Genomic DNA, 13,395 nt, shown 5'->3' with positions numbered 1-13,395 from the left:
GCACGGGGTTGCTGTCGTGATCGCCCGGATAACGACAGCAACCCCGTGTTCGGCGCGGCGGCGGGTCAGGTCACCGGCACGCCGTCTCCGGGTAGGCCGCGGCGGCCTCCGTCTCGACGGTCCGGCCGTCGACGTTCTTCGTCGCGACGAGCGCGACCTCGCCCGCCGGGAGCGTCTTGCCCTTCACCGAGAACGTCTTCTCCGCCGTCTCGCCCGCGGGGACCGCGGTGAACGTGTGCTCGCCGGACGACGACGTCACGTGCACGTCGATCGGCACGGTGTCCGTGTTCGTCACCGACGCCGTGAGCCACAGCTTGTTGCCCGCGGCCTTGCAGACCGGCGTCGCCGTCGCGGTGAAGGACACCGAGGTCGAGCCCGGCTCGGCACCGATCGTGCCCGCCGTGGTGGACTGGTCGAACGACCGCGAGCCGTAGGTGGCGAACCAGCCCTGCGCCGTCGCGAAGTCGTCGGTGAAGGCGCGCGACAGCAGCAGCAGGAGCCGCGCCTTGACGGCCGTGAGGTCGCCGCCCGCGATGATGCCGTTCCCGCCGCCGTACGACGACCCCGACCCGGTGCGCGTCGTCGAGACGAACCACACGCCCTCGCGGACCGCCGCGGTACGCGCCTGGCTCATGGCCGACGAGATCCCGCCCGCGCCGGTGCCCGCCGTGACGATGCCCTGGACACCCGCGTTCGCGAACGCCGTCACGGCCTCGCCGCCGGCCTGCTGGTAGGACACGAGGATCTCGACGCGGGGCAGCGCCTTCGGGTCGACCTGGGAGAGGTCGAACGGCGTGAACCACTCCTCGCTGTCGCACGCCATGACGCGCGCCGGGGCGCGGCCGAGCGTGATGTTGCTGCCGTCGATCCAGCCGAGCACGCCGTACTCGCGCGTCTGGAACGTGTCGGTGCGGTAGGAGTTGGTCTTGGTGACCTCGCGGGCCGCCTGGATCTCGTCGTTGAGCATGAGCACGGTGCCGAAGCAGTACGTCTGCTGCGACGCGGCCACCTTGATCGCGTTGTAGAGGTTCGCGGGCGCGTCGGTGCCGAACACGAGGTCGGAGTCCGGCCCGGCGCCCGCCCCCCACGGACGCATGGACCCGGACGTCACGACGGGCTTGCGCGAGCGCACCGTGAGGTCGAGCCAGTACGCGAACTCCTCCTGCGTGTCGGTGCCGGTCGTCACCACGACGGCGTCCGCCGTCTCGAGCTGCTTCTCCACCTCGAGCGTGAGCGCGTGGAACTGCTCCATCGAGTAGCCGGACGAGCCCGCGTTGCCGAACTGGACGGCGGTGACGTCCGCGACGGCGTCGAGCTCCGGGCGCAGCGTGTCGAGCATGTCCTCCATGAGGTACGTGCCGGCGCGGTAGCTCGTGAACGTGTCGCGGCCGGTGGCCTTGCCGGCCATGGTGCCGCCGGTCGCGACGACGACGACCTTCGGCTTCCCGGTCGCGGCGGTCGCCGTGGCGGTCGCGTAGCGCGCGGACGTGATGCCGAGCGGGTTGGTCGCGCCCGCCGCGAGCACCGGCGGCGCCTCGCCCTCGGCGCGGGCCGCGGCGGCCGTCGAGCGGGAGTCGGCGACGGTGTACGCGACAGCCGCGGCGAGAGCGGCGAGCGCGAGCACGAGGGCGACGACGGCCGCGACGGCGCGGCCGGTCAGGGTCAGTGTGAACGTTCTCACGGGGAAGCCTTCCGTCGGGGGAACATCTGGCCCGCCCGACGGTAGGCACCGTGTGTTGCCTGGCCGTTGCCTGGGCGTAAGAAGTACGCGCGTGCCGGATCGCCGCCGCGGTTGACCCGCGCCCGGGCCGGGTCCAGCCTGGCGGGAGGGGCCGGCGTCGGTCCGGCCCGGTCAGGAGCGGTCATGGACGATCGCGACGCCGCCCTCCTGCGGGCGCACGAGCACGCCGCCGCGTGGCTCGACTCCCTCGCGACACGGCCCGTCCCGCCGCGAACCGGCGTCGCGGACGTCGTCGCCGCGCTCGGCACCGACCTGCCCGACGCCCCGACGCCGGCGCCCGAGGTCGTCGACCTGCTCGCCACCGCGTGCGGGCCCGGCCTCACCGCCATGCCCTCGGGCCGCTTCTTCGGCATGGTCATCGGCGGCAGCCACCCCGCGGCGCTCGCGGCCGACTGGCTCACGAGCGCGTGGGACCAGAACTGCGCGCTGCGGGGCCTCACCCCCGCGCACACGGCCGTCGAGGACGTGGCGAGCGCGTGGCTGCTCGACCTCCTCGGGTTGCCCGCGTCGAGCGCGGTCGGGTTCGTCACGGGGGCGACGACCGCGAACTTCACGGCGCTCGCCGCCGCGCGCGGCGAGGTGCTGCGACGCGCGGGGTGGGACGTGCGGCGCGACGGCCTCACCGGCGCGCCCCGCGTCCGCGTGCTCGTGGGCGCCGAGCGGCACGAGTCGGTCGACCTCGCGCTGTCCTACCTCGGCCTCGGTGCGCCCGAGATCGTCGCCGCGGACGACCAGGGTCGGCTCTCCGCCGCGGCGCTCGAGGACGCGCTGGCCGATCCCCCCGACGGCGCGCCGGGCGGGCCGACCGTCGTCGTGCTCCAGGCGGGCAACGTCCACTCCGGCGCGTTCGACCCGTTCGACCCCGCGGTCGAGATCGCCCACCGGCACGGCGCGTGGGTGCACGTCGACGGCGCGTTCGGGCTCTTCGCGGCCGCGTCGCCCACCCACCGCCACCTCGTGGCCGGGTACGAGGCGGCGGACTCGTGGGCGACGGACGCCCACAAGACGCTCAACGTCCCCTACGACTGCGGGCTCGCGATCGTCGCCGACCCCGCACCGCTGCGCGCCGCGATGGGCATGCACGGCGACTACCTCATCCAGAGCGACGCAGGCGACCCGCTCGACAAGGTGCCCGAGCTGTCGCGGCGCGGGCGCGCGTTCGCCGTGTGGGCGGTGCTGCGCGCGCTCGGGCGCTCGGGCGTGAGGGACCTCGTGGACGGGTTCTGCCGGCACGCGACCGCGTTCGCCGACGCGCTGCGGTCGCTCGACGGCGCCGAGGTGCTGCACGACGTCGTGTTCACCCAGGTGTGCGCGGCGTTCGGCGACGACGCGCGCACGCAGGACGTGGTGCGCCGCGTGCTCGCCGACGGCACCGTGTGGATGTCCGGGTCCCGCTGGCACGACCGCGCCGTCCTGCGCGTCTCCGTGAGCTCGTGGGCGACGACCGACGCCGACGTGGACGTGAGCGTCGAGGCGCTGCGGCGCGCGGTCGCACCGGCCTGACGGCCCTACACTCGCGGGGTGCCGACCGCCGAGGACCTCGCCGCCGCCGTGCGCGCCCGCGCCGCGGGCACGCCCTACCGGATCGTGGACGAGCGTCCCGACGGGTTCGAGCTGCGGTTCGACCGGCCCGACGCGGCGTGGTGGAGCGTCTTCTCGCGCCGCCGCCTCGCGACGCTCGACACGCACCTCGTGCGCGTCCTGCCCGACGGTGCGCGGGTCGAGCTCACCGACGTCGTCTGGCACACGCGCTGGGCGCTCGACGCCGACGGGCGGTTCGTCGAGCCCCAGAAGGGCTGGGTGCGCTCCGTCGCGCGCGGGACGATCCGCTCGACCTACCGCACGGCCGTCGCGGACGCCGACGGCCGACGGACGACCGCCGTCTACGACACGAGCGTCGGGCGGCGCCTCGTCACCGAGGCGGCCCAGGGTCTGGGCATGACCGTCGTCGCCTCGGCGGGGACCCGCGTGGGCGTCGTCGTGGGGGTCGTCGCCGCGGCCTTCGGGGTCGCGGTCGCGCTCGGCGCCGTGGTCATGGTCCTCGTGCTCGGGAGCGGCTGACCACGAGCGACCGGCGGGACGGCGCGGCACGGCCCGGGCGCCCGCGCGCTGCGGGTCGCCCGGGTCGCGCGAGGTGTCAGCGGCCGCGGTGCTTCCCGAGGTCGACGCGCACGAGGTGACCGTCGGGCGGCGACGTGTCGTCCGCCGGCAGCACGTTCGTCGTCGCGAGCAGGCCCTTGCCGTCCCACTCGAGCCCCGCCGGGAGCGGGACCTCGACGACGGTGCTCGGGCCGCGCCTGCCGGCCTGGGAGATCCGGCCGCCCAACAGCTCGCTCACGTAGACCGTGCCCTGGTCCGTCACCGCGAGGTTCGTCGCGCCCACGAAGCCGGACGCGACCTGGCGGACCTTCCCCTTCCACGGGTCGACCGTGTAGACGGCGCCGCGCGCGCCGAGGCTGTCGTCCTCCGGGCCGCCGGGCAGCGTCGTCACGTAGAGCACGCCCCGGGGGCCCACCTCGACGTCCGTGGGGACGGCCTCGAACCAGTACGTCTGGCCGACGGCGCAGTCCGGCCACCCGAGGCTCGCGGCGAACTCGGCGGTGACGACGGCCGGCTGCGGGGGCAGCACGGCCACCGTGCGGATCTTCCCGCGCTCGCTGATCGACAGGATCGCGTTCGCGCCCGCGTCGGCCACGTAGGTCGTGCCGCGGACCGTCGTCGTCGCGTACGGGTGCGAGTCGGCGATGCCGGTGTAGCGCGCGGGCAGCGGCCCGGCCGGGATCTGCGCGAGGCACGCCCGGCCGGTCCTCAGCAGGCCGTACGTGGTGCGCCCGTCGGGGTTCTTCGCGCGCTCGTAGGCGAACGTGTCGGCCAGGACGCGCGGTGCGCCCGTGGGGTTGCCCCACCGGTCCGTGCGCAGCGTGGACACCTGCGACGCGACGGGGCCCTCCTCGCCCAGCTGGGTCTCGGTGAACGTGATCCGGCGGTCGGCGTAGGAGACGCCGCCGACCTCGCCGCCGTCGGGCGACGCGTAGAGCACGCTCGGCGTGCCGTCCCGGCCGACCGCCGTGAGCAGGCCGGGGAAGTTCTGGGTCACGTAGGTCGTGCCGTGCGGGCCGACCGCGAGGCTGAGCGGTGTCACGAGGCCGGTCGCGACGTCGGTGACGACCGGCGGGCGCGGGGTCGGCTTGCCGCCGTGCGCGACGGCAGGGCTCGCGACGAGGACGAGGGCTGCGGCCGCGGCGGCGACGCTCGCGGGCAGGGCGGTGCGGAGTCTTCTCATGGGTGCTCCAGGTCCGGCAGGTCCCGGGCGCGGCAGGGGTGGCGGCGTCGTGCTGCTGGCAGCGCGCGCGTCGTGCCGGGGACGTGGGTGAGTGGTCGTCGGGCCGGACGACGTGGCGCGTCCTCAAGGCGTGCCGTGCGGTCGGCGGGGCCGACCGGGAGTGCGCTGTGCGTCGGCGGCGAGCACAGACCTGACGAGTGTGCACCCGACCGGGGCGGCGGTAAAGAGACCGTCGCCCCGAGCGACGTGGGCCGGCCGCCGCCCCGTGGAGGGCGGCGGCCGGCGGGGCTCAGCCGCGCACGGCGAGGTCGACCCAGACGAGTCGGTGGTCGCTGCTCGGGAACGGGAAGACGCCGGTCAGCCGCGACAGCGGGTCCGCCTGGACGGGCCAGAACACCCCGGCGTCGCGCACGCGCAGGTCGCGCGACGGCAGCACGTAGTCGGCGCGCAGGTTGCCCGGCGCGGTGTCCGCGAAGTCGGCGGTGTCGAGCGCCGGGTCGCCCCGGTGGGTCGCGTTCGCGCCGCCCTGGAGCGCCGCGGCCTCGACGGCGCCGGCCGAGCGGGGCGCGGGGTCCTGGACGCGCGGGTGGTCGAGGAGCTGGTCGATCGCGGCCTCCACGGAGTCGCCGTCGAGCGGGTCGGCGTTCTGGTCGCCGAGGACCACGAAGCTCTCGCCCGGGTGCAGCCCGCCGCGGCGGCCCGCGTCGTCGGACACGTAGCGCGACGCCTTGCCCGGGGTGACGTAGTCCGCCCAGAACCGGATCTCGTCGTGGTTGCGCCGACCGTTGCGGTCCTCGGGGCCGTCGAACGTGGGCGGCGTCGGGTGCGACGCGAGCACGTGCACGGTCTGGCGGCCCACGCGGACCGGCACGTCCCAGTGCGACTTGCTCGACAGCCGCACGACCTCGAGCTCCTCGGGCGTGAACCAGTCCGCGGGCTCGGGGGTCGCCGGGTCGTCGGGGAGGAGCGCGCCGGGCATGTCCTTCCACAGGAAGTGCTGGAACGTGCGGACGCCGCGCGTGTCGATCGGGTACCGCGAGAGCACGACCATGCCGTACTGGCCCTCGAAGTCGCCGAACCCGAACGCGTCGTCACCCCCGCCGACCGTGCCGTCGTCGTTGAGGTCGAACCCGCTGGGCACGCCCGTGTTCGACGGCGCCACGTAGGCGTACGGGTAGTCGATCGGCTGCGCGCCGCCCTGGGGCACCTCGAGGTAGTGGTCGCGGAACAGGTCGACGGCGCGGTGGTCGGGGACGTGGTCGAACTCGTTGAGCAGCACGACGTCGGGCCGCGTGCGCTGGAGCACCTCGGCGATCGTCGCGGCCTGCGGGTCGTCGGGGGTGGACAGGTCGGCCTCGAGCTCGCCCGCCGCAGCGCGGTTGAGGCTCGCGTTGTACGTGGCGACGCGCAGCGTGCCGTGACCGTGTCCCGGCCCGTGGCCGTGACCGGACCCGTGGCCGTGGCCGTGACCGGGCCCGTGGCCGGGACCGCCGCCGGGCCCGTGGCTGTGGCCGGGACCGTCGCCGTGCGCGAGGGCGGGGCCTGCCGCGGCGGCGCCGGCGCCCAGCGCGAGGGCCGCGGCCAGGGCAGGGACCAGGACGGTCCGCGCGCCGCGGGGGAGGGAATGGGGTGCAGGTCTCGTGGACACGGGTGGCTCCTCGTCGTCGGTGACGGGTGGGCGTCGAGAGGTTCCCGGCCACCGTACGCACGTGCGTCCGCGCACGGAAGGTCCCGGGACGCCCACCGGGCCTGCCGACGTGGGCGGCCGGTGGGAGCCTGAGGTATGGACACCACGCCGTCCCGACCCGTCCGCACCTACCCGCACGGCGTCCCCTGCTGGGTGGACACCGAGCAGCCCGACGTCGATGCCGCCCTCGCGTTCTACGGCGCCCTCTTCGGGTGGGACTTCGAGGAGAAGCTGCCGCCCGGCGCGGGGGAGCGGTACGTCGTCGCGTCCCTGGAGGGGCAGGACGTCGCGGCCGTCGCGTCCGGCCAGGGCGCGCCGGAGTGGATCACGTACGTCGCGGTCGACGACGTGGACGCCTCGTCCCGCGGCGTCCCGGACCTCGGGGGCGAGGTCCTCGTCGAGCCGACGACGATCGGGCCGCCGGGGCGCATGGCGGCGGTGCGCGACCCGCAAGGCGCGACGTTCCGGCTGTGGCAGCCCGGCACGCGCCTCGGCGCGCAGCGCGCCAACGACCCGGGAACCTGGAACTTCAGCGTGCTGCACACGCCCGACCTCGCGCGGGCGCTGCACTTCTACGGCCCGCTGCTCGGGTGGGAGGTGGACCCCGACCTCGGCGCGGGCATGGCGCGCGTCGAGGGGTACGGCGACCACCTGGCCCGCACGGTCAACCCGGAGATCGACACGCTCCAGGCCGGGGCCCCGCCGGGGTTCCGGGACGTCGTCGCGGGCGTGCTGGAGGAGCCGGGCCCGGCGCGCCACACCGTGACGTTCGCCGTCGCGGACCGCGACGCCTCCGCCGCGGCGGCCGAGCGGGCGGGCGGCGTCGTGCTCTCCACGGCCGTGACGGAGTGGACGCACGACGCCGAGGTCCGCGACCCCCAGGGCGCGACGTTCACGCTGTCGCAGTTCACGCCGCCGGAGGGTTTCTGACCACCGCCTCGCCGGTCAGGAGACGCGCGACGTCGTCGCCCGCCCGCAGGAGCGCGAGGGTGCGTGCGGCGATCGCGTCGAGGCGCGCGTCGAGGGCGGCGAGCGGGTCGGCGACGTCGAGCCGCCGCAGCGCCTCGACCGTGCGGCGCACGTCCGGGACGCGGTACCCGGCGCTGCGCAGCGCGGCGACGACCCGGGCCTCGCGGACGGCGGGGGGCGGGTACCGGCGCGCCGACACCGCGCCGGACCGGGTCGCCACGCGCTCGGGCGCGACGAGGCCCTCGCGCTCCCAGAAGCGCAGCGTCGACGCCCGCACGCCGAGCGCCGCGGCGAGCTCCGTGATCGTCAGCACCGCGCCGTCGTCCTGGACCGACCGCGGCGTCGCGTCGCCGGAGCCCGTCGCCGCACCCTCCGCGCGGATCGCGAGGAGCGCGCGCCGCGCCGCGAGCGCCTCGTCGCGCTCGCGCGCGAGCGTCACGTGGAGGGCGGAGACGAGCGCGGTCGCCTCGTCGAGCGGCGACGAGCGCGCGTCGCGCAGGACGCGGCGCGCGACGACCGGCCCGACGGCGGCCGCGAGCCCCCGGTAGGCGCGCAGCGCGAGCACGTGCTCGTCGCCGAAGGCCCGGTAGCCGTTCGCGGACCGGCGCGCGGGCGGCAGGACCCCGAGGGCCTCGAGGTCGCGCACCTGCTGGACGGACCAGCCGGACGCGCGCGCGACGTCGGACGTCCGGAGCGACCCGCGCACCGCTCCCGTCACCGGCTCCTGACCCACGCCCACGTCCGAACCCTCCACGAGCACTTCAAGCACACACTCGAACCATGAGTATGGAGCAGATCCTCGCCACGGTCCGGTCGTTCGACGGCGTCCTCGTGCTCTCGCCCGGGCCCGGGAGCGCGTTCCCCGACGTCGCACGGGGCGACCACTTCTTCTACTACGCGCCGGACGGCGAGATCCCGCACGGGCAGCCGTACGGGACGGTCGTCACGAAGGACTACCCCGACGACACGGCGTCGCGCCTCGGCGGGCCGGACGGCCGCTGGAGGGTCAACGTGCACGTCGGACGCGAGCGGTTCCGTGCGCTCGTCGGCTCCGACCCGCGTGACGGCGAGGCAGGGGAGGTCGCGGAGGCCGACGTCGTCGTGCCGCACCCCGTCTACGGCGCGCTCGGCTGGGTGGCGGTCGTGAACCCGGGCGAGCGCACGACCGGCGTCGTCCTCGACCTGCTGCGCGCCGCGCACGACGACGCACGGGCGCGGACCGTGCGGCGCGCAGGCGGATCCGGGGCGTGACCGGCCGCGCCGGGCGTCGTCAGACCCGGCGCACGAGCAGCTGGCCCGGCCAGTCCCGCACGGTGAACGGCTCCGTCGGCTCGAAGCCCTGCGCGCGGTAGTAGGCGACCAGCCGGCCGTCGTTCCCCGCGTAGCAGTCGACGCGCAGCCGCGCCAGGCCGCGCCCCGCGGCGAGGCGCGCGGCGTCGTCGAGGAGGACGGCCCCCGCGCCCCGCGCCGCCGGCCCCGACGCCGCGACGAGCACCTGGACGTAGAGCTCCGGCTCGTCGGGCGCGGGCACGTAGTCGTGGTGGTCGCCCAGCACGACGAACGCCTGCACCCGGCCGTCGCGCTCGGCCGCACGGACCTCGCTCTCCGCGCACCAGCGCCGCACCTGCTCGACCCGCCGGCCGCTCGTCGAGAACGGCTCGGCGCCCCACTGCCCGGTCCAGCCGCGTGCGGCGAGCCACGCGACGCGCTCGTCGAACAGCGCGAGGAGCGCGTCCGCGTCGTCAGGGCCGCCCGCGCGGACGACGAACGGGTGGTCGGGTGTCGGGGTCGCTGCGGTCACGCCCCGAGTGTGCGGCACGCCGGCCGGTCGCCGCACCGCTGCGTCGTCACGCCGGGACGGCGGCCCCCGCCGGGGCGGGGCGCGCGGTGCCGTGGCCGTGCCCCGCGACGTCGACGCCGGCCGCGACGACGCGCGCGACGCCGTCGGTCACCTCGACCGTCGACACCGACGCGTTCGGGAGCGCGACGAGCCCCGACGGGTCGATCGTCGCGAGCCACGCGCCGAGCGTGAGCCCGTGACCGACCACGAGCACGTGGCGGTCGCACGCGGCGCCCGGCCGGGACGCGTCGTCGTGCGCGGCGACGACCCGTGCGGACACGGCGCGGACGCGCGCCATGAAGTCCGCGCCGCGCTCTCCGCCGCCGACGCCGGGGTGCGTCCCGGCGAGCATGCGCGGCACGAGCTCGGCCCACGGCTCGACCGCGTCGAGGACCGCCTCCGGGCGACGCTCGAACGACCCGAACGACAGCTCGCGCAGGTCGGGGTCGACCGTGAGCGGCAGGTCGGGGTGGTGCCGCAGGATCTCCATCGCCGTGAGGACGGCCCGGCCCTGCGGCGAGCAGTAGGCGGCGGCGAGGTCGTGCCGCGCGAGGTGCTGCGCCGTGACACGCACGCCCGCGCGCCCCGTGCGCGTGAGGGGCGAGTCGCATGACCCCTGCAGGTGCCGCCGTGCGTTGAGGTACGTCTGCCCGTGCCGCACGAGCGTGATCGTCAGGGTCATCGTCGTCGTGCCCTCTCCGGTCGTCCCGGTCCGCTGGTCGGGGCCGACGCTACGGCTCCGGGGTGTCCGGCCGCCGACGCGCGGGTGGCGTGCGCGTGGCGGTCCCGGGAACGTCCGGCGCCGGCGTCAGGCCGAGGCACCGACCTCGTCGCGTGCCCGGACGTCCTGCGGCGCAGCATCGACCTCGGTCGGTTCTGCGGCCGCCTTCGCTTCATGGGCGTCGGCGCTCGCGGGCGCCGTGTCGCGGGCGTCGTGCTCCTCGGGCCGCCGCGCGGGCGCGGGCCACGGGTCCTCCGCGGGCTCCGGCGCCACGTCCGGCCGGGCGCCCGTGGCGCGGTGCACGAGCGCCGCGAGCGGCGCGACGACGACGCCGCACACCAGGCCCCAGGCGAGGCCCGACTCCAGCACGGGCAGGGTGCGCCCGGCGTCGGGCAGGACGCCCCCGGCCTGCACGGTCGAGACGACGACGGGGACCGCGGCGGCGAGCGCCGCCCCCGCCGAGCACGCGAGCCAGACGGCGAGCACGAGCGCGCCCGTGCCCTCGACGGGCGGGAGCCGGCGCGCGGCCTGCGCCGTGAGGACGGAGACGACGAGCCCCACGCCGAGCGGCAGCGCGAGGTGCACCGGGTCCGCGAGGAGCGCGTCGACGTCGACGGCGAGCCGCGCCGACGGCAGCAGCACGACGTCGCGGGCGACGCCCCACGGCGACTGCGCGTCGGCCGCGCCCGGGAGCAGCGTGCGCCCGACGCCGGCGGCCGCCCAGAGCACGCCCGTCGTCGTGCCCGCCGCGAGCGCCGCGGGCCAGGCCCGCACGGTCGCGGGCGCGCGCGTGTGCCGGGTGCCCGCGGGGTCGTCGCGGCGGTCGGTCAGGGCGCGCGTCACGGCGACCGCGAGGGCGACGAGTGGTCCCTCGACGAATCCCCACCAGCCGCCGAGCGCGGTCGCGACGAGCTCGGTGATGGTTTCCGCGCGCCACGGCAGCGTCACGCCCGCGAACCACGAGGCGGTCGCGGCGAGCGCGGACGCGGCGACGACGGCGAACCAGACGGCGAGGAACGTCGCCCACCGGCCCGTTCCGGCGGGCAGGCGCCGCAGCGCGAGGTGCGTCCCGGCCGCGACGAGCGCGCCCGCGAGCGCCGCCGCGAGCAGCGTGCTCCCGGAGACCGGCCCGCCGCTCGCGACGCCGGTCGGGTGGGGGAGGACGGCGCGCACGAGGGCGCCGGGCAGGACGTCCGACGCCCCGGACAGCCAGTCCCCGACCCGGCCCGTGACCACCCACAGGACCGCGGTGAGCGCTCCGGCGACGGCGACGGAAGGGACTGTCCTCGATGACGGCATCCTGCGAGGGTAGTGGCCCGACGTCGCGCCCCGCACCGCCCGGTCGGGGCGGGCTGTCATCCCCGGGGCACTGCCGGACATCCCCTTACCGAGCGCCGCGAGGGGCGGCGCCGAGGGACGAGACAGGAGAGCGGATGTCCCCACCCCACGAGGCGGCGGCGCGCGAGCGCCTCGACCGCCTGTACCGCGACCACGCGCGGTCGGTGTACCGGTGCGCGGCGACACGGCTGCGGCCGCAGGACGCCGAGGACGTGGTGTGCGAGGTGTTCGTCGTCGCGTGGCGGCGCATCACCGAGATCCCGGAGCACGAGCTCGGCTGGCTCCTGCGGGTCACGCGCAACGTCATGGCGAACCACCTGCGTGCGGGCTCGCGCCGCGCGGCGCTCGTGCGCCGCGTGACGGGCGTCCACCCGCCGAGCGTGCCCGACCACGCGCCGGACGTCGTGGGCAGGGACGCGGCGGAGCGCCTGCTGGCCCGCCTGCCCGCGCGGGACCAGGAGGTGCTGCGGCTCCTCGTGCTCGACGACCTGTCGGTGCCCGAGCTCGCCGAGGCCCTCGGGTGCCGGCCGAACACCGCGTCGGCCCGGGTGCACCGGGCCAAGCAGCGCCTCGCGCGCCTCTACGCCGAGCAGGACCAGGCGGCAGCGCCGCCGGAGCGGCGGGCCGCGCCGACACGGGCGCCGCTCGCCGCCGCCACGACCACCGCCACTCCCGGAAGGACGACGCCATGACCGACCCGACCACCGACCCGATCCACCGCCTGCGCTCCGAGGCCGGGCCCGACGCCGGCGCCCCGTCCGACGCGGTCCTCGCCGCGGTCCACGCCCGGACCGCGGGGGAGCGTCCCGGGCACGTCTCGCGCCGTCGCCGCGTCGTGGGGGTGGGTGCCGTGGGGGCCGTCGGCGTGGGCGTCCTCGCCGCGGGTGCGCTCGTGCTCCCGGGCCTCGGTGCCGACGGCGCGCCCGAGGGCGGCACCGGGCCCGTCGCGGCGCCGTCGCCGAGCGTGGAGGTGCGCGACGGCGTCGTCGGCGTGGACCCGGACGAGCTCGGGACGGTCCAGGCGGTCGCGTACGTCGAGCGGGCACGCACCGCCGTCGAGGAGGTCGACCTGGCGACCCTCGTGCTCGAGGTCGAGTCCTCGTTCGGCGTCCAGCACCCGGGCGACGCCGCGCTCGACACCTCCGTCTCGCGCGACATCACCGCCGGTGACGGCAGCGCGACGCGGTGGGTCCAGGAGAAGGACTCCGCGTCCTCGGCGGGGGCCGGGCTGGCGGGCGTCGAGGAGGTCAAGCACGCCGACCCCGCCGGCCCCGAGGGGCAGACGACGTACTGGTGGGTGAGCCCGGGCGACGGCGTCTACACGCGGTTCACGGTGCCGGCCGAGAACTGGGACGACGTCGAGGAGGGCACCATCCGGCAGCAGCTCACCGAGCGGATCGCGGACCTCGCGGCCCAGATGGAGACCGTCCGGGGGCTCGCCGACCGGGAGGACGTCGTGACGAGCGGGCCCGAGGCGCGGACGGTCGGGGGGCGTGCGGCGACGTGCTTCGAGCTCGCGGGTGAGGGCTCCACGGGGACGGCAGGGGGCCCGGAGGCGGGGATGCCGGAGACCGTGGACTGGACGCGCGAGGCGTGCTTCGACGACGAGACGCACCTGCCGCTCTCGGACGAGCGCAGCGAGCGGTACGTGCTCGACGACGCCTCGGAGCCGAGCCTCGTGGTCACGACGGCGCGCTACACGTGGCACCCGCGCGACGAGGCGTCGCTCGCCCTCCTCGAGCCGTCGACCGACGGGCTGCGCGAGGTGTCGCAGGACGAGTACACGCGCCTGACGAGCTGACGAGCTGACGAGCTG

General features: G+C 76.6%; 13 protein-coding genes. 6 read left to right on the top strand and 7 right to left on the bottom strand.

Features of this window, described 5'->3' with window-relative positions:
• Window positions 1-70 precede the first annotated feature (70 nt).
• Entirely contained in the window at window positions 71-1,681 is a 1,611-nt protein-coding gene (locus tag GJV82_RS03755; RefSeq protein ID WP_318657244.1) for an asparaginase, read from the bottom strand.
• Between the two features lie 183 nt (window positions 1,682-1,864).
• Between GJV82_RS03755 and GJV82_RS03750 the strand changes: the two genes are divergently transcribed.
• Together GJV82_RS03750 and GJV82_RS03745 are read left to right on the top strand one after the other, a co-directional pair.
• Entirely contained in the window at window positions 1,865-3,244 is a 1,380-nt protein-coding gene (locus GJV82_RS03750) for a pyridoxal phosphate-dependent decarboxylase family protein (RefSeq protein ID WP_155098290.1), read from the top strand.
• 18 nt (window positions 3,245-3,262) lie between these two features.
• Window positions 3,263-3,802, top strand: a complete 540-nt coding sequence (locus GJV82_RS03745) for a hypothetical protein (protein ID WP_155098289.1) — start codon at window positions 3,263-3,265, stop codon at window positions 3,800-3,802.
• Between the two features lie 76 nt (window positions 3,803-3,878).
• On the opposite strand, the gene GJV82_RS03740 is transcribed toward GJV82_RS03745, so the two are convergent.
• Complete coding sequence (locus GJV82_RS03740; protein ID WP_155098288.1) at window positions 3,879-5,024, bottom strand: ScyD/ScyE family protein; 1,146 nt, start codon at window positions 5,022-5,024, stop codon at window positions 3,879-3,881.
• Between the two features lie 289 nt (window positions 5,025-5,313).
• Window positions 5,314-6,435: an endonuclease/exonuclease/phosphatase family protein gene (locus tag GJV82_RS03735; protein WP_225873070.1), complete on the bottom strand. Its 1,122-nt coding sequence runs from the start codon at window positions 6,433-6,435 to the stop codon at window positions 5,314-5,316.
• Window positions 6,436-6,807: 372 nt separating this feature from the next.
• Between GJV82_RS03735 and GJV82_RS03730 the strand changes: the two genes are divergently transcribed.
• On the top strand, window positions 6,808-7,641 hold the full coding sequence (locus tag GJV82_RS03730; RefSeq protein WP_155098287.1) for a VOC family protein: 834 nt from the start codon (window positions 6,808-6,810) through the stop codon (window positions 7,639-7,641).
• On the opposite strand, the gene GJV82_RS20635 is transcribed toward GJV82_RS03730, so the two are convergent.
• Complete coding sequence (locus GJV82_RS20635) at window positions 7,619-8,419, bottom strand: MerR family transcriptional regulator (RefSeq protein WP_318657243.1); 801 nt, start codon at window positions 8,417-8,419, stop codon at window positions 7,619-7,621. The two genes, GJV82_RS03730 and GJV82_RS20635, sit on opposite strands and share 23 nt — an antisense overlap.
• A gap of 41 nt (window positions 8,420-8,460) precedes the next feature.
• Between GJV82_RS20635 and GJV82_RS03720 the strand changes: the two genes are divergently transcribed.
• Window positions 8,461-8,931 carry a DUF6194 family protein gene (locus tag GJV82_RS03720; RefSeq protein WP_155098286.1) on the top strand — a complete coding sequence of 157 codons (471 nt, stop codon included), beginning with the start codon at window positions 8,461-8,463 and terminating at the stop codon, window positions 8,929-8,931.
• Window positions 8,932-8,950: 19 nt separating this feature from the next.
• On the opposite strand, the gene GJV82_RS03715 is transcribed toward GJV82_RS03720, so the two are convergent.
• From GJV82_RS03715 to GJV82_RS03705, 3 genes are all read right to left on the bottom strand, one after another.
• Entirely contained in the window at window positions 8,951-9,481 is a 531-nt protein-coding gene (locus GJV82_RS03715) for a GNAT family N-acetyltransferase (RefSeq protein WP_034604879.1), read from the bottom strand.
• A 46-nt stretch (window positions 9,482-9,527) separates the two neighbouring features.
• On the bottom strand, window positions 9,528-10,202 hold the full coding sequence (locus tag GJV82_RS03710; RefSeq protein WP_155098285.1) for a histidine phosphatase family protein: 675 nt from the start codon (window positions 10,200-10,202) through the stop codon (window positions 9,528-9,530).
• Window positions 10,203-10,328: 126 nt separating this feature from the next.
• On the bottom strand, window positions 10,329-11,540 hold the full coding sequence (locus tag GJV82_RS03705; RefSeq protein ID WP_155098284.1) for a hypothetical protein: 1,212 nt from the start codon (window positions 11,538-11,540) through the stop codon (window positions 10,329-10,331).
• Between the two features lie 134 nt (window positions 11,541-11,674).
• On the opposite strand from GJV82_RS03705, the gene GJV82_RS03700 reads away from it, so the two are divergent.
• Window positions 11,675-12,271 carry an RNA polymerase sigma factor gene (locus GJV82_RS03700; RefSeq protein ID WP_155098283.1) on the top strand — a complete coding sequence of 199 codons (597 nt, stop codon included), beginning with the start codon at window positions 11,675-11,677 and terminating at the stop codon, window positions 12,269-12,271.
• Window positions 12,268-13,380, top strand: a complete 1,113-nt coding sequence (locus tag GJV82_RS03695; RefSeq protein WP_155098282.1) for a hypothetical protein — start codon at window positions 12,268-12,270, stop codon at window positions 13,378-13,380. The genes GJV82_RS03700 and GJV82_RS03695 overlap by 4 nt, the downstream gene beginning before the upstream one ends.
• Window positions 13,381-13,395 lie beyond the last annotated feature (15 nt).

Origin of the sequence: Cellulosimicrobium composti (assembly GCF_009711085.1) — a bacterium.
GTDB classification, from domain to species: Bacteria; Actinomycetota; Actinomycetes; order Actinomycetales; family Cellulomonadaceae; genus Cellulosimicrobium; species Cellulosimicrobium composti.
This window is presented reverse-complemented; position numbering and strand designations above follow the sequence as displayed.